Genomic DNA, 17221 nt, shown 5'->3' with positions numbered 1-17221 from the left:
GCCTGACGTTTTTCAGTGCGAAAACGCAGCATTCTACACTACATCCTCGCTACCTGGAAATGCACTTAGAGACTGGTATAGCGTGAAGAAAGGACGTTTTCTGTTTTAGGGTGTAAAAAAAGATAAAGCCCGATGGATCACCGGGCCTCAGAAGAGAGCGTTTCAACACGAAGCTGGTCTGGCGCCAGCCCAACGCTGAGAATGACAGGCTGCCACTCCTCGCGCGCGGCGAGTGTTGGGGAGAGACCTTTGGCAAGCCAGAATCCCCCTACGCCACCCAATGCGGCACCGCACATAGCGGCCACATCGGTACCAAACAGCATCTGAAACAGACCACCCATGATAAACAGGCCGACCAGCGGAGAGAGATACACCAGCATAGCGGAGCTGAGCAGGCTGCCTTCCGCGATGCCCAGTTCCACCTTCTGCCCGGCCATCAGCGGCTGTTCGCTTGGCACTGAAATCGTGTGCGATGTTTGTGGCCCGAGCTTGTTCAGCACGCGGCTGCCACAGCCAGCGCGGGATGCGCAGCTATTACATGAGGCTTTAACATCGCAGCTCACCAGCGCAATGCCGTTTTGCCACGAGACTACCGTCGCCCACTCTTTGATCATTGTGCGGCCCTGAATTTAATGCTGTCGGAGATGCGCTTCGCCGTTTGCGGAGGGAGTTCTCCCACAATGGTGATCTCTGCATTATCGCGTACCGTTGTACTCACCGTACGGCGCCCGGTACGCAGCATTTGTTCAGCGCTGTTTGCCGTTGCGCGATTGATATTCACCGAGAAGCTAAACAAACCATCTGAATAGAGGCGCGATTCCACCGGCGTTTCAATCGTTGGCAGCTGACGACGGCTGCTGGACACTTCGCTAAACCCTTGTGGGATCCAGGCAGGTACCCAGTTGAAATTAACGGAATCCCCGGCAGGAACAGAAAGTAGCGGCGGCAGGCTGGCCTTAGCCAGATTCTGCATGCTGTTGCCAACCTGATTGTTCACGCTGAAGGAGATAACGCGGAACTGTTCCAGCGTTTCACCGTCACGGTCAAGCAGGTCTACACGCATCGGGAGTTTAGTTTCAGCGTCGATCCAGACAATATAGCTGTAACGCGTTCCATCCCGGGCGACAACGCGGATCACCTCGCAAAGTCTGTCCGCAATACGCGTACGCCCTACCGAAATAAAATCGTAGTAAGGGGCAAGCCGTTTGAAGTCGGTGTAAATGAGTGACGGCAGGGAATCAACGATATAGTCGCCATTCAGCGTGAAAGGCTCCAGGCCGGGCTCGAAATAGCTGATTTCGTTACCACGCTGGACAACTTCCCGACGCGGACCATCCATCTGTAAAAGCTGGGCGAGCGGCTGGTTATCAAGACGGGCATGGCGATAGCGTAACGACTCGACGCCCTGCTTGTTGATGCTGATAAATGCCAACTCGTAATTGAGTGACTGGCTGGCCAGATTCATTTGCTGCAACAACGCCCCGGATGATACATCAGCCGAGGCGTTGGCAGAGAAGAACAGGCTACCCGCCATCAGAGACATGGCGAACCAAAGTTGCTTCATTACTGCGATTGCGTTCCTAAAGTTTGGTTTCCGGGCACCTGCACAGCAGCTTGCTGTGTCTGCGCCTGCTCAAACTGAAGCTGTTCAGAGTGCAGACGACGCTGCAACTCGTAATCCTGCAACATCGCATTAATGCGACGGCGCTGCTCCTGAACCTGCTGTTGCTGGCCGCCGCTGGCGGAAGCATCAGCCGGTACGCCCAGGCTTACCGGGCTGGCTTTGCCCATCATCGGCAGTGTGTTAAACACTGGCGCTTCTGGCTGCTGATTAGTTTCAGACTGAGTATTATAGTGCTGGACGCCAACAATAACTGCAAGCGATACGCATGCAGCCACACCCATTTGGGTAAGCTGGCTGGCCCACGGGCGCACCTTTTGCCAGAATGGCATTTTCTGCCACTGGTGAGGTGCGGGTTGAGCTTCAGGAATCAGCGGAGTGGTCTGATGAACAGGCTCATTCTCAATCGCCGCCATTACGCGGGCTGAGATATCGAAATGGAGAACCTCGCCGGTGTCACCGCGAAGGGTGTCACGGATGAGATGGTAACTCTCCCAGGTCTCTTGCATTTCGGGAGAATGAGACAGCTCGTTGAGCAGCTCACTATCTACCGTTTCACCATCCATTAAAGCGGAAAGTTTTTCTTTCTGCATGCCTAATACCTTTTCCAGTATCCCGCTATCGTCAACGCCTGATAAGCGGTTGAACTTTATTATCAATAGCTTCTCGCGCACGGAAAATTCGTGAACGTACCGTGCCGACCGGACAATCCATGATAGCGGCTATCTCTTCATAGCTCAGACCATCAAGCTCCCGTAACGTAATTGCCATGCGTAAATCTTCCGGGAGCGACTCGATCGTGCGAAAAACGATTTGTCTCAGTTCTTCTGACAACATTAAGTTCTCAGGGTTCGAAATTTCTTTCAATGCGCCGCCACTTTCGAAGTTTTCGGCGTCGATTGCGTCCACATCACTAGAAGGCGGACGACGGCCCTGAGCGACCAGATAATTCTTAGCCGTATTGACCGCAATACGGTACAGCCAGGTATAAAAAGCACTATCTCCCCGGAAAGAATCCAGCGCGCGATAGGCCTTAATAAAAGACTCTTGCACCACATCAGGCACATCGCCTGACGGTACATAACGGGAAACCAGGCTCGCCACCTTATGCTGGTAGCGCACCACCAGTAGGTTAAAGGCTTTCTGATCTCCCTTCTGGACCCGTTCAACCAGGACCTGGTCCGTTAACTGCTCGCTCATCCGAGGTAATGTCTCCCCAAACCTAAATTCCACGCGTTATCGAAACGCCACTCTAAAAATACCGCACTTTGAGCAAGCACAAGTTAGAGTGTCTGATCTTCAATAAGTTCCGTAACGCCTTTGTTTTTGTTCATCGCGCCGCAGACTGTTCATTTTCTCTCATTATAAGTCTGTTCACGATACGCACCAGTTTCTGACAAGAAACATCTTTTTCCCGCCAGAAGAGTAACGCAACACAGGCTTTATTTCACCACAAAATCTGACGCTAACGATCTGCTTCGCAAAATAATTTCACTCATTTACCCTCCGTTTACCTCAACTTAAGCGTTTAGCCATTGCAACAGTCGCTAAAAAAATACGTGCGATATATCGCATTCGAGTGCTATTCTGACTCAACACTGTTTAGTAAATTAAACAACAATCATGAACACAACACCTGAACTCCATTGTGATGTACTGATCATCGGCAGCGGCGCTGCCGGTCTCTCTCTGGCGCTGCGCCTGGCTGAGCATCAAAACGTTATCGTTCTGAGTAAAGGGCCGATAAGCGAGGGTTCCACGTTTTATGCCCAGGGTGGCATTGCCGCGGTGTTTGATGAGACAGACAGCATTGCATCCCACGTTGAAGATACGCTGATTGCCGGGGCCGGGATCGTGGATGCACACGCCGCAGAGTTTGTCGCCAGCAATGCCCGTCATTGCGTGCAGTGGCTCATCGACCAGGGCGTCTTATTCGATACGCAGGTTCAACCCAATGGTGAAGAGAGCTACCACCTGACGCGCGAAGGCGGCCATAGCCACCGCCGCATCCTGCACGCAGCAGATGCCACCGGAAAAGAAGTGGAAACCACGCTGGTTGGTAAAGCGCTGAACCATCCTAATATTCGGGTTCTTGAGCGGAGTAATGCCGTTGACCTGATTATCTCTGACAAGATTGGCCTGCCCGGCACGCGTCGCGTGGTGGGCGCCTGGGTCTGGAACCGTAATAAAGAGAAGGTGGAAACCTGTCAGGCAAAGGCTGTAGTACTGGCTACGGGCGGGGCCTCCAAAGTGTATCAGTACACCACGAACCCGGACATTGCCTCCGGAGACGGTATCGCTATGGCCTGGCGCGCCGGCTGCCGGGTGGCGAATCTTGAGTTCAATCAGTTTCACCCAACCGCCCTGTTCCACCCTCAGGCGCGCAACTTCCTGTTGACGGAAGCCCTGCGCGGCGAAGGCGCCTATCTGAAACGCCCTGACGGCACCCGCTTTATGCCGGACTTTGACGCCCGTGGCGAACTGGCTCCCCGCGATATCGTTGCTCGCGCCATCGATCATGAAATGAAGCGTCTTGGCGTGGACTGCATGTATCTTGATATCAGCCATAAGCCAGCAGCGTTTATTCGCCAGCATTTTCCGATGATTTATGAAAAGCTGCTCAATCTTGGCATTGATTTAACGCGCGATCCGGTGCCGATTGTGCCAGCCGCCCACTATACCTGCGGTGGCGTAATGGTTGACGATCATGGGCGTACCGATGTGGACGGACTTTATGCTATCGGTGAGGTCAGCTATACCGGGCTTCACGGCGCGAACCGTATGGCTTCTAACTCGCTGCTTGAATGTCTGGTGTACGGCTGGTCTGCCGCAGAAGACATCACGAAGCGCATGCCCTACGCCCGTGAGACTGAGCACCTGCCAGCCTGGGATGAAAGCCGCGTGGATAACCCGGACGAGCTGGTCGTGATCCAGCATAACTGGCATGAGCTGCGGCTGTTTATGTGGGACTACGTCGGAATTGTGCGCACCACGAAACGTCTTGAACGCGCATTGCGCCGCATCACCATGCTGCAGCAGGAAATTGATGAGTATTATGCCAATTTCCGCGTATCGAATAATCTGCTGGAGCTGCGCAATCTGGTGCAGGTTGCCGAGCTGATTGTTCGCTGCGCGATGATGCGTAAAGAGAGCCGCGGGCTGCACTACACCCTGGACTACCCGAATCAGCTTGCTGAGTCCGGCCCGTCGATACTCGCCCCGCAGGTTTACATAAACAGATAAAACGCCTGGGTCAGGGCAGTGTAATCTTCGGAATAACGCTGGTCTGGCCCACGGATCACCATTCGATCGTTAAAGCATTCCCCCTCTTTCGGCGAGAGCGCCAGCAGCACGCGGTGTGGCAGTCGGCCTTCCGTATCCGAAATATCGGTACGCAGGCGTAACGTCCAGCCAATCTCCTGCGCGATACCAATGAACGTGTTGCCGGTACTCTCAGGCAGGACCACGCAGAAAAAACCTTCTTCGGAGATAAGCTCGGCCGCACTGGTGAGCAGGGCCTTGTGATCGAGGGAACCGGTATAACGCGCCTGCTCACGCTCGGGGGTACCGCACTCAACGCCGGGCTCGTAGTAAGGAGGGTTGCTGACAATCAGATCGTAACGCGCGGTTTGTTCAGGCGCCCAGGCGAGCACATCTGCGCATTCCACTTTCATGCGGGCAGCCCAGGGGGATTCGGCTACATTTTCATTCGCCTGCTCTGCCGCCCCCGCATCAAGCTCGACGGCATCGATGGTGACATGCTCTTCCGTGCGCTGCGCCAGCATTAACGCCACCAGCCCGCTGCCGGTACCGATATCAAGAATACGCTTAACACCTGCGACAGGCGCCCATGCACCCAGTAAAATACCGTCCGTACCGACCTTCATGGCACAGCGATCGTGAGCGACAAAAAATTGTTTAAACGTAAAACCATCGCGGCGCAGCTGCGCTTTGAGTTGAGACATGTCGGAGCAACCTTCTAAGTGAAACTGGAGTAGCATAGGGGAAAGCGAAGTGGCCGAAAAGCGATATCCATACAAACAGATGAAGATTACAGCCGTAACGTCTATAATCAGCGCCCCACACAGAGGTAGAACATGACTGTAACGACTTTTTCCGAACTTGAACTCGATGAAAGCCTGCTCAATGCACTTGAGAGCAAAGGCTTTACACGCCCGACCGCCATTCAGGCAGCGGCCATTCCGCCTGCGCTTGAGGGCCGCGATGTGCTCGGTTCTGCGCCAACCGGCACGGGGAAGACAGCAGCCTATTTGCTGCCTGTGTTGCAGCATCTGCTCGATTTTCCACGTAAAAAATCTGGCCCGCCGCGTATTTTAATCCTGACGCCGACGCGCGAACTGGCCATGCAGGTGGCCGATCACGCGCGTGAACTCGCGGCAAATACCCATCTGGATATCGCGACCATCACCGGCGGCGTTGCGTATATGAACCACGCAGAAGTGTTCAGCGAAAACCAGGACATCGTCGTTGCGACGACGGGCCGCCTGCTGCAGTACATTAAAGAAGAGAACTTCGACTGCCGCGCGGTTGAAACGCTGATCCTCGACGAAGCCGACCGCATGCTGGACATGGGCTTCGCACAGGATATCGAGCATATTGCGGGTGAAACGCGCTGGCGTAACCAGACGATGCTGTTCTCTGCCACCCTCGAAGGTGAAGCGATTAAAGACTTCGCAGAGCGTCTGCTGGAAGATCCGGTAGAAGTGTCGGCGACGCCGTCCACCCGTGAGCGTAAGAAGATCCACCAGTGGTACTACCGCGCGGACAACCTTGAGCACAAGGTTGAATTGCTGAAACACCTGCTGAAGCAGGAAGATGCGCTGCGCACAATCGTGTTTGTGCGTAAGCGCGAGCGCGTGCACGAGCTGGCAGAAATGCTGCGTAACGCCGGGATCAATAACTGCTATCTTGAAGGCGAGATGGCGCAGATCAAGCGTACCGAAGGCATTAAGCGCCTGACCGATGGCCGCGTTAACGTGCTGGTTGCCACAGACGTGGCCGCTCGCGGGATCGACATTCCGGACGTCAGCCACGTGATCAACTTCGATATGCCGCGCAGCGGCGATACCTATCTGCACCGTATTGGCCGTACCGGTCGCGCGGGCCGCAAAGGTATTGCTATCTCACTGGTTGAAGCGCATGACTACCTGCTGCTGCAGAAAATTGGCCGCTATGTTGACGAGCCGCTGAAAGCGCGCGTTATTGACGGCCTGCGCCCAACCACGCGTGCGCCGAGTGAAAAAATGACGGGTAAACCGTCCAAGAAAGCGCTCGCGAAACGTGCTGAGAGAAAAGAGAAAGAAAAAGAGAAACCGCGCGTGAAGCAGCGCCACCGCGACACCAAGAATATTGGTAAGCGACGTAAGCCAAGCTCTGCCGCACCAGAGACGAAAACTGAAGAGTAAAAAAAAGCCGGGGAAATCCCCGGCTTTTTTATTCCCCCCCTGCAGAAGCCGTTACAGGCTTTCAGTAAAGGTACGGGCGATGACGTCGCGCTGCTGTTCTGGAGTCAGTGAGTTAAAGCGTACCGCATAACCAGACACGCGAATGGTCAGCTGTGGATATTTTTCTGGGTGCTCAACCGCGTCCATCAGCGTTTCGCGACGCAGTACGTTTACGTTCAGGTGCTGGCCACCTTCCACGCGCACTTCCGGTTTCACTTCCATTGGAATTTCACGGTACTCGATTTCGCCCAGTTTGTTCACCGGCACGATTTCATCTTCAGCAAAACCCGCTTTCGCAACGACACAGCGCGCTTCGTTTTTCTCGCTGTCCAGCAGCCAGAAAGAGTTGAGCAGATCGTCATTTGCAGCTTTAGTAATCTGGATACCTGTAATCATGTGTTGCCTCCCTTAGGCTACATTAACTGATGTCGGCCTCTCGCGGCCAATTGGTAAAACCATTGTTTCTTGTGTGTATATATATCATTCACACCCCGGTGATTTATTGATTTAAATCAACAAAAACACCAACCACATAAAGAGTGTGGTTTGAATTTATTGTTTTAGATCAATTTCACGACCTTACCAATTCAATTTTACCTGCACATTTTCAACATAAATTTAGCCACTTAGCGCACATTTCAGCGTGTAATTTTGCTCACCGGGTTTAAACAGGTAAGCTAGTGACAGATTGAGATTCGCAGGAGAGCGAGATGACAACACCTTTAACCTGGCATGACGTGCTGGCAGAAGAAAAGCAGCAGCCTTATTTTATCAATACGCTCAGCACCGTTGCCGCTGAGCGTCAGTCAGGACAGACGATTTACCCGCCGCAGAAAGACGTGTTCAACGCCTTTCGCTACACCGAACTGAGCGATGTGAAAGTGGTCATTCTGGGCCAGGATCCTTATCACGGCCCGGGCCAGGCGCATGGGCTGGCATTTTCCGTACGTCCGGGCGTGGCGATCCCCCCTTCTCTGCTCAACATGTATAAAGAGCTTGAAGGAACCGTGCCCGGGTTTACCCGGCCAAACCACGGCTACCTGGAAAGCTGGGCGCGTCAGGGAGTGCTGTTACTGAATACGGTACTCACCGTACGGGCTGGCCAGGCGCACTCGCACGCCAGCCTGGGCTGGGAGACGTTCACCGATAAAGTCATCAGCCTGATCAACGAGCATCGTGAAGGGGTCGTGTTTTTACTCTGGGGATCGCATGCGCAGAAGAAAGGGGAGATTATTGACCGTCAGCGCCATCACGTGTTGAAAGCGCCGCACCCGTCACCGCTGTCTGCACATCGCGGTTTCTTTGGCAGTAATCATTTTGTTCTGGCGAACGAATGGCTGGAAAAACGTGGCGAAACGCCCATTGACTGGATGCCAGTGCTACCGGCTGAGAGCGAGTAGTAATTGAATGTGCCGGGTATGCCCCGGCACATGAAGAGGCTTATGCCTTATTCTGACGCCACCACTCGGCCAGCAGTACGCCGGTAGCAACGGATACGTTCAGACTTTCTACATTGCCTGTCCCATCAATAGAGACGCTCAGATCCGCACTGGAGAGCGCCGCGTCAGACAGACCATCACGTTCCTGACCTAATACCAGCACCATTTTACGCGGCAGCGTTGCTTTAAACAGCGGCGTACCGGCATGGCTCGAGGTGGTCACGATGGAATAGCCCGCTTTACGGAACTGCTCAAGAGCATCCAGCACGCTGTCGCCGGTGATCGGCTGCACGTGCTCGGCTCCGCCTTCCGCAGTACGGATCGCGGCACCGGATTCCAGCAGTGCAGCATCCTGCAACAGCACGCCTTTCACGCCAAAGTGCGCGCAACTGCGCATCATTGCGCCCAGGTTATGCGGGTTGCCCACATCTTCCAGCGCCAGCACGCAGTCATCGGCATCCGCCTGGCTGACCCACTGCTGCACGGTCGTGCCGTTACGTTTTTTGATCAGGAAGCAAACGCCGCCGTGGTGTTCAGTACCGGAGGCTTTGGTCAGCTCAGCATCATCAACCACGTGGTAAGCTTTACGGTTCGCGGCCATCCAGCGCAGGGCTTCTTTGAAGCGCGGGGTTACGCTCTGGATAAACCAGGCGCGGACGATACACTCAGGACGGCTCTGGAATAGCGCCTGGCAGGCGTTCTCACCATACACGCGGGTCTCTTCCGCACGCTGGCGGCGCAGCACTTCCGGGTCGATAAAGCTTTTACCGCTGATACCGCCGTGATCGGCTTTTTCCGGCGTCTCATCGCCAGGGGCGCGAGAAACGGTACGCCACGGGGAGGCGTTATCACGTGAGAAGTCTTCCCGCGGACGGTCATCGCGTGGACGGTCACTACGCGGGCGGTCGGAACGCGGACGTTCATCGCGTTTACGATCGTCACGTTTGCGGTCATCACCGCGGTTATTTCTGTCATCGCGGGCGGGGCGACGGCCACCGTCAGCACGAGAAGAAGACGCCGGACGCCCGCCACCTTTTCCGGTACGCGGATTTTGGGTGCGTTTATCAGAGTCATCATCACTGCGGACATACATCACTTTGACCTTGCCGCTTTTGTTTTTCATTTCGTCGTTCATGCTTTTCTCCACCAGCGCTGCGCGAAGCGCGCAGATTACCCGATGTGCCAGCGCATAGCCATAATTTCGTACAAAAGCCTGTGACTATTGTTCTCATTGAATAAAACGCATTGTTGTTTCAAACAGGCTCATTGATAATATGTAACATATTAGAAACATTATCGGCGTTCCGCCGCTGTCCCACGGCTCTATCAGAGGTTAGTTATGAATACCGTATGTGCCAACTGTCAGGCTCTTAACCGCATTCCGGACGATCGGATGGAAGATGGTGCGAAATGCGGACGTTGCGGCCATGAATTGTTTGATGGCGACGTCATTAACGCAACGGGTGCTACGCTGGACAAACTCCTCAAGGACGATCTTCCTGTCGTGGTCGATTTCTGGGCGCCATGGTGCGGCCCTTGCCGTAGCTTCGCGCCAATCTTCGAAGATGTGGCCGAAGAGCGAAACGGAAAAATGCGGTTCGTTAAGGTCAACACTGAAGCTGAGCCCGAACTAAGCGCCCGTTTTCGCATCCGCAGCATCCCGACCATTATGATTTTTAAAAATGGTCAGGTGATCGATATGCTCAACGGTGCAGTTCCAAAAGCACCTTTTGAAAGCTGGTTAAACGAGTCGCTGTAACATTCACGGGGCACATCTTGTGCCCCGCTGCCGCCTCTGCGAAAATAGGGTTTTTCCTGCATTTCGCCCATGACTGATAACGCTGTTCTTCAACTACGCGCCGAACGCCTTGCGCGCGCCACTCGACCGTTCCTTGCCCGAGGCAACCGTATTCGCCGCTGCCAGCGCTGCCTGCTGCCGCTGAAGGTTTGCCTGTGCGAGACGCTGGCCCCGAGTTCGGCACAGAGCCGTTTTTGTCTGGTCATGTTCGATACCGAGCCGATGAAACCCAGCAATACGGGACGCCTTATCGCCGATATTCTCCCGGATACCGCGGCGTTTCAGTGGTCCCGCACGGAGCCCCCTCAGGCCCTGCTCGACTTAGTGGCTAGCCCGGACTATCAGCCGATGGTCGTTTTCCCTGCGTCATATGCAGGTATCGATCGCCAGGTGCTTTCGACGCCGCCATCCGGTAAACCGCCGCTATTTATTATGCTGGACGGCACCTGGACCGAAGCGCGAAAAATGTTTCGCAAAAGCCCGTATCTCGACGCACTTCCGGTGATTTCTGTCGATCTTTCCCGCGTCTCCGCCTACCGCCTTCGAGAGGCGCATGCTGACGGGCAATACTGCACCGCCGAAGTGGCGATTGCGCTTCTGGATCTGGCGGGTGATACCGCTGCGGCTGGCGCCCTGGGCAACCATTTCTCCTGTTTCCGGGAACGCTATCTGGCGGGAAAAACCGTTCATAAGGGCAGCGTCACAGCAGCCGAGACGGAAAGCGTTTAAAATCATCAGGTCGCTTGCATTCACAGGAGGCCTGCATGAGCCAGCGAGGGTTAGAAGCGCTACTTCGTCCTAAATCCATTGCCGTCATCGGCGCATCAATGAAACCGGATCGTGCTGGCTATCTGATGATGCGCAACCTGCTGGCCGGGGGATTTAATGGTCCCGTCATGCCCGTCACGCCGGCGTATAAGGCGGTTCAGGGAGTGCTTGCATGGCCTGATGTACAGAGCCTGCCTTTCGTACCGGATCTGGCCGTACTGTGTACAAACGCGAAACGGAATCCGGAGCTGCTGGAATCGCTCGGCAAGAAAGGCTGTAAAACCTGCATTATTCTCTCGTCTCCGCCTGAACAGAAAGCCGAGCTTCTGGCCTGTGCCAGCCGCTATCAAATGCGCATTCTTGGGCCAAACAGTCTCGGCCTGCTCGCCCCCTGGCAGGGCTTAAATGCCAGCTTCTCTCCGGTACCAATCCGCAAAGGCAAGCTCGCGTTTATCTCGCAGTCGGCAGCGGTATCGAACACTATCCTCGACTGGGCGCAGCAGCGAGAAATGGGATTTTCCTACTTCATTGCCCTGGGCGACAGCCTGGATATCGACGTTGATGAGCTACTGGATTTTCTGGCACGTGACGGCAAAACCAGTGCAATCCTGCTTTATCTTGAGCACCTCAGCGACGCGCGTCGTTTTGTCTCGGCTTCGCGAAGCGCTTCGCGCAATAAGCCGATCCTGGTGATCAAAAGCGGACGCAGCCCTGCGGCACAGCGTCTGCTACATTCTCATTCCGGCATGGATCCCGCCTGGGACGCCGCCATTCAGCGCGCGGGGTTGCTGCGGGTACAGGATACGCACGAGCTTTTTTCCGCCGTTGAGACGTTAAGCCATATGCGCCCGTTGCGCGGCGAGAAGCTAATGATCGTCAGTAACGGTGCCGCCCCTGCCGCGCTCGCTCTGGATGAGCTATGGCGGCGCTTCGGCAAGCTGGCAACGCTAAGTGAAGAGACGCTGCAGCGCCTGAAAGAAGCGCTTCCGACCAGCGTGACGCCCGGCAATCCGCTTGATTTGCGCGATGACGCCAGCAGCGATCGCTACATCAAGGCAATTTCAATTTTGCTGGATAGCCAGGATTTCGATGCGCTGATGATTATCCACTCACCCAGCGCGGTCGCGCCGGGCAGTGAAAGCGCGCGCGCGCTCATTGAGGCCGTACGCAACCATCCGCGAGGCAAATATGTCACCCTGCTCACCAACTGGTGCGGGGAGTTTTCTTCTCAGGAGGCGCGGCGCTTGTTCAGCGAGGCCGGGCTGCCAACCTACCGCACGCCGGAAGGCACCATCACCGCGTTTATGCATATGGTGGAATATCGCCGTAACCAGAAACAGCTCCGCGAGACGCCGGCGTTGCCCGGGAATTTGACGGCCAATACCGTTGACGTTCACAGGCTGTTGCAGCAGGCCATTGAAGAAGGCGCGACCTCGCTGGATACACATGAGGTCCAGCCGATTCTGGGCAGCTACGGGATGCAAACCCTGCCGACCTGGATCGCCAGCGACAGCGCTGAGGCCGTGCATATTGCCGAGCAGATTGGCTATCCGGTTGCCCTGAAGCTGCGCTCCCCGGATATCCCGCATAAGTCGGATGTGCAGGGGGTCATGTTGTACCTGCGCACGGCAACGGAGGTGCAGCAGGCAGCTGATGCCATCTTCGATCGTGTGAAAATGGCCTGGCCGCAGGCGAGGATCCATGGATTGCTGGTGCAAAGTATGGCCAACCGCGCTGGTGCTCAGGAATTACGGGTGGTGGTTGAACACGATCCCGTCTTCGGTCCGCTCATCATGCTGGGAGAAGGCGGCGTTGAGTGGCGCCCGGAAGAGCAGACCGTGGTGGCGTTGCCGCCTCTTAACATGAATCTGGCGCGTTATCTGATCATTCAGGCGATTAAAAGTAAAAAGATCCGCGGCCGGAGCGCGCTGCGTCCGCTCGATATTGCCGGGCTAAGTCAGTTCCTGGTGCAGGTCTCTAACCTGATTGTGGATTGTGCCGAGATCCAGCGGCTGGACATTCATCCGCTGCTCGCCTCCGGCAATGAGTTTACGGCGCTGGACGTGACTCTGGATATCGCATCATTTGAAGGAGACAGAGAGAGTCGCCTGGCAATCCGCCCGTATCCCCTGCAGTTGGAGGAGTGGGTTGAGATGAAAAATGGTGAACGCGCCTTGTTCCGCCCTATTCTGCCGGAAGATGAGCCCCAGCTGCGAGCCTTTATCTCTCAGGTCACGAAAGAGGATCTTTATTATCGCTATTTTAGCGAAATCAACGAATTTACCCACGATGATTTAGCCAATATGACCCAGATCGACTACGATCGAGAAATGGCGTTTGTTGCAGTTCGTCGCGCCGATAAGGGTGATGAGATCCTCGGCGTTACGCGTGCGATTTCTGACCCGGATAACGTCGATGCGGAGTTTGCGGTGCTGGTGCGCTCCGATCTTAAAGGCCTGGGTCTGGGAAGACGGTTGCTGGAAAAACTCATCAGTTATACGCGAGATCACGGATTGTTACGCCTTAATGGCATTACTATGCCTAACAATCGCGGTATGGTGACCCTGGCGCGAAAACTTGGGTTTGACGTTGATATTCAGCTTGACGAAGGTATTGTTGCCTTGTCCCTTAGTCTGACATCAGCCAGCAAACGCGAGTAAGCTACTGGAAATGTTACCCACTTTGGACGGGACTGGTGGTATCATTGTCCGCTTATGTTGTTTGCATAGTACAGACAACCCTTCAATGAACAGAGAAGATACGCACTGTGATGTTGTCAAAATTTAAGCGTAATAAACATCAACAACACCTTGCTCAACTACCGAAGATTTCTCAGTCAGTTGATGATGTAGAGTTCTTTTACGCTCCCGCTCATTTTCGGGAGACGCTTCTGGAAAAGATTGCCAGCGCCACACGACGCATTTGCATTGTGGCACTGTATCTTGAACAGGATGAAGGCGGGCGCGCGATCCTGAACGCGCTCTATGATGCCAAACGTCAGCGCCCGGAACTTGATGTTCGCGTGCTGGTAGACTGGCATCGAGCTCAGCGTGGCCGTATTGGCGCTGCCGCGTCAAACACCAATGCTGACTGGTATTGCCGTACGGCGCAGGAAAATCCTGGCGTCGATGTGCCTGTTTATGGCGTCCCGGTTAATACCCGTGAAGCGCTCGGCGTCCTTCATTTCAAGGGATTCATCATTGATGACAGCGTGCTGTACAGCGGCGCCAGCCTCAATGATGTCTACCTTCATCAACTCGATAAATATCGCTACGACCGCTACCATCTGATCCGTAATCCGCAGATGGCCGATATCATGTTTAACTGGGTTGATAAAAATCTGGTCCACGGCCGTGGCGTTAACCGCCTTGACGATCCCGAGCGTCCTAAAAGCCCGGAAATCAAAAACGATGTTCGCGCCTTCCGCCAGGAGCTACGTGATGCGGTCTATCATTTCCAGGGCGATGCGAACAACGAAGAGCTATCCGTTACCCCGCTGGTAGGACTCGGCAAATCAAGCCAGCTGAACAAAACGATCTTCCATCTGATGCCGTGTGCGGAGCAGAAACTCACCATCTGTACGCCGTACTTTAACCTTCCTGCCGTGCTGGTGCGTAATATCATTCAGCTGCTGCGCGATGGTAAAAAAGTGGAAATTATCGTTGGTGATAAAACGGCAAACGACTTCTTCATTCCTGAAGATCAGCCGTTCAAAATCATCGGTGCGCTGCCTTATCTCTATGAGATTAACCTGCGTCGTTTCCTGAGCCGCTTACAGTATTACGTCAACACTGACCAGCTGGTTGTGCGTCTCTGGAAAGATGAAGACAATAGTTACCATCTGAAAGGCATGTGGGTCGACGATGAGTGGATGTTGCTGACCGGTAACAACCTGAACCCGCGCGCATGGCGACTGGATCTGGAAAACGCTATCCTGATTCATGACCCGCAGCATGAGTTAGCCGCAAAACGTGAACGCGAGCTGGAGCTGATTCGCACACATACCACTGTGGTTAATCATTACCGCGAACTGCAGAGCATTGCCGATTATCCGGTAAAAGTTCGCAAGCTTATTCGCCGCTTACGTCGTATCCGTATCGACCGACTTATCAGCCGTATTCTGTAATATCCAGGCCCTGTCACCCGCAGGGCTTTTTTATGGAGCCCGTTGATGCGTATTCCTCTGTTACTGAGCATCCTTTTCCTGAGTGGCTGTAGCCATATGGCCAACGATAGCTGGTCCGGACAGGATAAAGCACAGCATTTCCTCGCTTCCGCGATGTTGTCCGCAGCCGGTAATGAATATGCCCAGCATCAGGGATACAGCCGGGACCGTAGCGCGGCGATCGGGCTGATGTTCTCAGTAGGTCTTGGGGCATCAAAAGAACTGTGGGATAGCCGCCCCGCAGGGAGCGGCTGGAGCTGGAAAGATTTCGCCTGGGATGTTGCCGGCGCAACGACCGGCTACGCCGTGTGGCAAATGGCGCGCTATTAAAGTCGGATACCTTTCCCTTTGCGATGCAGCATCAGGGAAACAATAAAAGCCAGAGCCCCCATACCCGTTACGTACCAGAAGAATGTCGTTTCGCTTCCCCATGACTTAAGCGACAACGCAACGTACTCCGCCGATCCGCCAAACACCGCGTTGGCTACCGCATAAGACAGCCCTACTCCTAACGCACGAACCTGCGCCGGGAACATCTCGGCTTTCAGTATCCCGCTGATTGAGGTATAGAAACTGACAATCACCATCGCCACCATCACCAGCGCAAAGGCGGCATACGGTGAAGAGACATGCTGAAGCGCAGTCAGAATAGGAACGGTACATAACGCCGACAGCCCGCCAAAAATCAGCATCGACGTACGTCGACCAATTTTATCCGAGAGCGCACCGACGATCGGCTGTATGAGCATAAAGACAAACAGCGCCACGGTCATGACCACGCTGGCGACGTTGGCGTGCATACTGGTGGTGTTCACCAGGTACTTTTGCATATAGGTGGTGAACGTGTAGAAACTAAGAGAACCGCCCGCGGTGAAGCCCAGCACCATCAGGAAAGCTTTGCGGTTACGCCACAACCCTTTGAATGTTCCCGCCTCCTTCAGCATCCGGACCTCTTTCTGAGAGGTTTCATCTAGCTGACGGCGTAGCCAAAGTGCAACGACCGCCAGTACTGCGCCCATTGCGAAAGGGATCCGCCATCCCCAGGCATGAAGCTGTTCGTCCGTCAGAATTTGCTGCAGGATCACCACCACAAGAATGGCCAGCAGCTGACCGCCAATCAGCGTGACGTACTGGAATGACGCGTAAAAACCTTTACGACCTTCCAGTGCAATTTCACTCATGTAGGTTGCACTGGTACCGTATTCACCGCCCACCGATAATCCCTGGAATAAGCGGGCCAGCAAAAGTAGCGCCGGTGCCCAGGTACCAATCGATGCATATCCCGGTAAGCAGGCGATCACCAGCGAGCCAAAGCACATCATGCACACCGAGATCAGCATAGAGGCCTTACGCCCGCGACGATCCGCAATGCGGCCAAACAGCCAGCCCCCGATGGGTCGCATCAAGAATCCTGCGGCAAATACCCCTGCCGTTTGAAGCAGCTGCGTTGTGGTGTTGCCGGAGGGGAAGAAGATATGTGCGAAGTAGAGTGAACAGAATGAGTAGACGTAAAAGTCGAACCATTCAACCAGATTCCCTGAAGAGGCGCTGACGATTGCCCATACCCTTCTTCGGGTATCACTGTGACCCAGCGTCCCGTTTGATGTCATGCTTTCTGTCATTGTGATTATGCTCCTGCCATAAACTGCGGCGTATTGAGCCAGGAGACTCAATAACCTCGTAAATGAAATGTTATAATTTTGTTATAAATCACATTGAGACAGAGATCACACATTCCATTAGCAGGATAAGGGATTAAGAGAAAGGCCAGAGTGGGAAAACAAAAGCAAAAAACCCCGCACCTTTCGGTACGGGGTTCTTCTATTTTGATGCCTGGCAGTTCCCTACTCTCACATGGGGAGACCCCACACTACCATCGGCGCTACGGCGTTTCACTTCTGAGTTCGGCATGGGGTCAGGTGGGACCACCGCGCTAAAGCCGCCAGGCAAATTCTGTTAATCTGT

17 protein-coding genes and 1 rRNA gene are annotated in these 17221 nt (G+C 54.4%); 8 read left to right on the top strand and 10 right to left on the bottom strand.

Translation table 11 applies throughout. The features are described 5' to 3' along the window. Window positions 1–137: 137 nt before the first annotated feature. Genes rseC through rseD form a run of 5 tightly spaced genes read right to left on the bottom strand, consistent with a single transcriptional unit; the run spans window position 138 to window position 2901 of the window. The gene (gene rseC / locus AC4IBF_RS05195; protein WP_023308850.1) at window positions 138–614 is read right to left on the bottom strand and encodes a SoxR-reducing system protein RseC; all 477 of its coding nucleotides are present in this window, start codon (window positions 612–614) and stop codon (window positions 138–140) included. After that, a complete protein-coding gene (rseB, locus tag AC4IBF_RS05190) occupies window positions 611–1564 on the bottom strand; it encodes a sigma-E factor regulatory protein RseB (RefSeq protein ID WP_023308851.1) in 954 nt (317 codons plus the stop codon). The genes rseC and rseB overlap by 4 nt, the downstream gene beginning before the upstream one ends. After that, window positions 1564–2214 (bottom strand): anti-sigma-E factor RseA, encoded by a 651-nt coding sequence (gene rseA, locus AC4IBF_RS05185; protein ID WP_008502186.1) that lies wholly within the window; start codon window positions 2212–2214, stop codon window positions 1564–1566. The genes rseB and rseA overlap by 1 nt, the downstream gene beginning before the upstream one ends. A 31-nt stretch (window positions 2215–2245) precedes the next feature. Then, a complete protein-coding gene (gene rpoE, locus AC4IBF_RS05180) occupies window positions 2246–2821 on the bottom strand; it encodes an RNA polymerase sigma factor RpoE (protein WP_006176728.1) in 576 nt (191 codons plus the stop codon). Further along, a complete protein-coding gene (gene rseD, locus AC4IBF_RS05175; RefSeq protein WP_223605340.1) occupies window positions 2818–2901 on the bottom strand; it encodes a rpoE leader peptide RseD in 84 nt (27 codons plus the stop codon). Before rseD ends, rpoE begins: the two co-directional genes overlap by 4 nt. Before the next feature lie 343 nt (window positions 2902–3244). On the opposite strand from rseD, the gene nadB reads away from it, so the two are divergent. Continuing rightward, complete coding sequence (nadB, locus tag AC4IBF_RS05170; RefSeq protein ID WP_143345407.1) at window positions 3245–4864, top strand: L-aspartate oxidase; 1620 nt, start codon at window positions 3245–3247, stop codon at window positions 4862–4864. On the opposite strand, the gene trmN is transcribed toward nadB, so the two are convergent. Next, window positions 4849–5586 carry a tRNA(1)(Val) (adenine(37)-N(6))-methyltransferase TrmN gene (gene trmN / locus AC4IBF_RS05165; RefSeq protein WP_115876025.1) on the bottom strand — a complete coding sequence of 246 codons (738 nt, stop codon included), beginning with the start codon at window positions 5584–5586 and terminating at the stop codon, window positions 4849–4851. The two genes, nadB and trmN, sit on opposite strands and share 16 nt — an antisense overlap. Window positions 5587–5718: 132 nt before the next feature. Between trmN and srmB the strand changes: the two genes are divergently transcribed. Further along, window positions 5719–7047, top strand: coding sequence for an ATP-dependent RNA helicase SrmB (srmB, locus tag AC4IBF_RS05160; RefSeq protein ID WP_023344704.1), 1329 nt, complete (start codon window positions 5719–5721; stop codon window positions 7045–7047). A gap of 51 nt (window positions 7048–7098) precedes the next feature. On the opposite strand, the gene grcA is transcribed toward srmB, so the two are convergent. Continuing rightward, window positions 7099–7482: an autonomous glycyl radical cofactor GrcA gene (gene grcA, locus AC4IBF_RS05155; protein WP_047652709.1), complete on the bottom strand. Its 384-nt coding sequence runs from the start codon at window positions 7480–7482 to the stop codon at window positions 7099–7101. A gap of 314 nt (window positions 7483–7796) precedes the next feature. Here grcA and ung point away from each other — a divergent pair, with 314 nt between their 5' ends. Beyond that, on the top strand, window positions 7797–8486 hold the full coding sequence (gene ung, locus AC4IBF_RS05150; RefSeq protein ID WP_133294945.1) for a uracil-DNA glycosylase: 690 nt from the start codon (window positions 7797–7799) through the stop codon (window positions 8484–8486). A 40-nt stretch (window positions 8487–8526) separates the two neighbouring features. On the opposite strand, the gene AC4IBF_RS05145 is transcribed toward ung, so the two are convergent. Then, entirely contained in the window at window positions 8527–9660 is a 1134-nt protein-coding gene (locus AC4IBF_RS05145) for a tRNA/rRNA methyltransferase (RefSeq protein WP_133294946.1), read from the bottom strand. A gap of 204 nt (window positions 9661–9864) precedes the next feature. Between AC4IBF_RS05145 and trxC the strand changes: the two genes are divergently transcribed. The 5 genes from trxC to AC4IBF_RS05120 all read left to right on the top strand — a co-directional run bounded on the left by trxC (window position 9865) and on the right by AC4IBF_RS05120 (window position 15586). Further along, window positions 9865–10284, top strand: a complete 420-nt coding sequence (trxC, locus tag AC4IBF_RS05140; RefSeq protein WP_136195579.1) for a thioredoxin TrxC — start codon at window positions 9865–9867, stop codon at window positions 10282–10284. A gap of 69 nt (window positions 10285–10353) precedes the next feature. Then, window positions 10354–11052: a tRNA-uridine aminocarboxypropyltransferase gene (gene tapT, locus AC4IBF_RS05135; RefSeq protein ID WP_127731990.1), complete on the top strand. Its 699-nt coding sequence runs from the start codon at window positions 10354–10356 to the stop codon at window positions 11050–11052. A 35-nt stretch (window positions 11053–11087) separates the two neighbouring features. Next, on the top strand, window positions 11088–13751 hold the full coding sequence (locus tag AC4IBF_RS05130; RefSeq protein WP_136195580.1) for a bifunctional acetate--CoA ligase family protein/GNAT family N-acetyltransferase: 2664 nt from the start codon (window positions 11088–11090) through the stop codon (window positions 13749–13751). Between the two features lie 110 nt (window positions 13752–13861). After that, window positions 13862–15217, top strand: coding sequence for a CDP-diacylglycerol--serine O-phosphatidyltransferase (gene pssA / locus AC4IBF_RS05125; protein ID WP_111965117.1), 1356 nt, complete (start codon window positions 13862–13864; stop codon window positions 15215–15217). Between the two features lie 45 nt (window positions 15218–15262). Next, entirely contained in the window at window positions 15263–15586 is a 324-nt protein-coding gene (locus tag AC4IBF_RS05120) for a YfiM family lipoprotein (RefSeq protein ID WP_133294948.1), read from the top strand. On the opposite strand, the gene AC4IBF_RS05115 is transcribed toward AC4IBF_RS05120, so the two are convergent. Together AC4IBF_RS05115 and rrf are read right to left on the bottom strand one after the other, a co-directional pair. Continuing rightward, the gene (locus tag AC4IBF_RS05115; RefSeq protein WP_491463181.1) at window positions 15583–16878 is read right to left on the bottom strand and encodes an MFS transporter; all 1296 of its coding nucleotides are present in this window, start codon (window positions 16876–16878) and stop codon (window positions 15583–15585) included. The genes AC4IBF_RS05120 and AC4IBF_RS05115 overlap by 4 nt on opposite strands. 209 nt (window positions 16879–17087) lie before the next feature. After that, a 5S ribosomal RNA gene (rrf, locus tag AC4IBF_RS05110) occupies window positions 17088–17203 on the bottom strand. Between the last annotated feature and the right edge of the window lie 18 nt (window positions 17204–17221).

Source organism: Enterobacter sp. Taxon_8, from assembly GCF_058354585.1.
Note: the sequence above shows the minus strand (reverse complement) of the source record. Positions and strands in the feature narration are given on the sequence as shown.

Bases quoted from the DNA above. Each gene is read 5' to 3' on its own strand.
- tapT (WP_127731990.1), top strand. From the start codon at position 10,354: ATGACTGATAACGCTGTTCTTCAACTACGCGCCGAACGCCTTGCGCGC.
- AC4IBF_RS05145 (WP_133294946.1), bottom strand. From the start codon at position 9,660: ATGAACGACGAAATGAAAAACAAAAGCGGCAAGGTCAAAGTGATGTAT.
- grcA (WP_047652709.1), bottom strand. From the start codon at position 7,482: ATGATTACAGGTATCCAGATTACTAAAGCTGCAAATGACGATCTGCTC.
- nadB (WP_143345407.1), top strand. From the start codon at position 3,245: ATGAACACAACACCTGAACTCCATTGTGATGTACTGATCATCGGCAGC.
- pssA (WP_111965117.1), top strand. From the start codon at position 13,862: ATGTTGTCAAAATTTAAGCGTAATAAACATCAACAACACCTTGCTCAA.
- trmN (WP_115876025.1), bottom strand. From the start codon at position 5,586: ATGTCTCAACTCAAAGCGCAGCTGCGCCGCGATGGTTTTACGTTTAAA.
- rseA (WP_008502186.1), bottom strand. From the start codon at position 2,214: ATGCAGAAAGAAAAACTTTCCGCTTTAATGGATGGTGAAACGGTAGAT.
- AC4IBF_RS05120 (WP_133294948.1), top strand. From the start codon at position 15,263: ATGCGTATTCCTCTGTTACTGAGCATCCTTTTCCTGAGTGGCTGTAGC.
- rpoE (WP_006176728.1), bottom strand. From the start codon at position 2,821: ATGAGCGAGCAGTTAACGGACCAGGTCCTGGTTGAACGGGTCCAGAAG.
- srmB (WP_023344704.1), top strand. From the start codon at position 5,719: ATGACTGTAACGACTTTTTCCGAACTTGAACTCGATGAAAGCCTGCTC.
- trxC (WP_136195579.1), top strand. From the start codon at position 9,865: ATGAATACCGTATGTGCCAACTGTCAGGCTCTTAACCGCATTCCGGAC.
- rseC (WP_023308850.1), bottom strand. From the start codon at position 614: ATGATCAAAGAGTGGGCGACGGTAGTCTCGTGGCAAAACGGCATTGCG.
- AC4IBF_RS05130 (WP_136195580.1), top strand. From the start codon at position 11,088: ATGAGCCAGCGAGGGTTAGAAGCGCTACTTCGTCCTAAATCCATTGCC.
- AC4IBF_RS05115 (WP_491463181.1), bottom strand. From the start codon at position 16,878: ATGACAGAAAGCATGACATCAAACGGGACGCTGGGTCACAGTGATACC.
- rseB (WP_023308851.1), bottom strand. From the start codon at position 1,564: ATGAAGCAACTTTGGTTCGCCATGTCTCTGATGGCGGGTAGCCTGTTC.
- ung (WP_133294945.1), top strand. From the start codon at position 7,797: ATGACAACACCTTTAACCTGGCATGACGTGCTGGCAGAAGAAAAGCAG.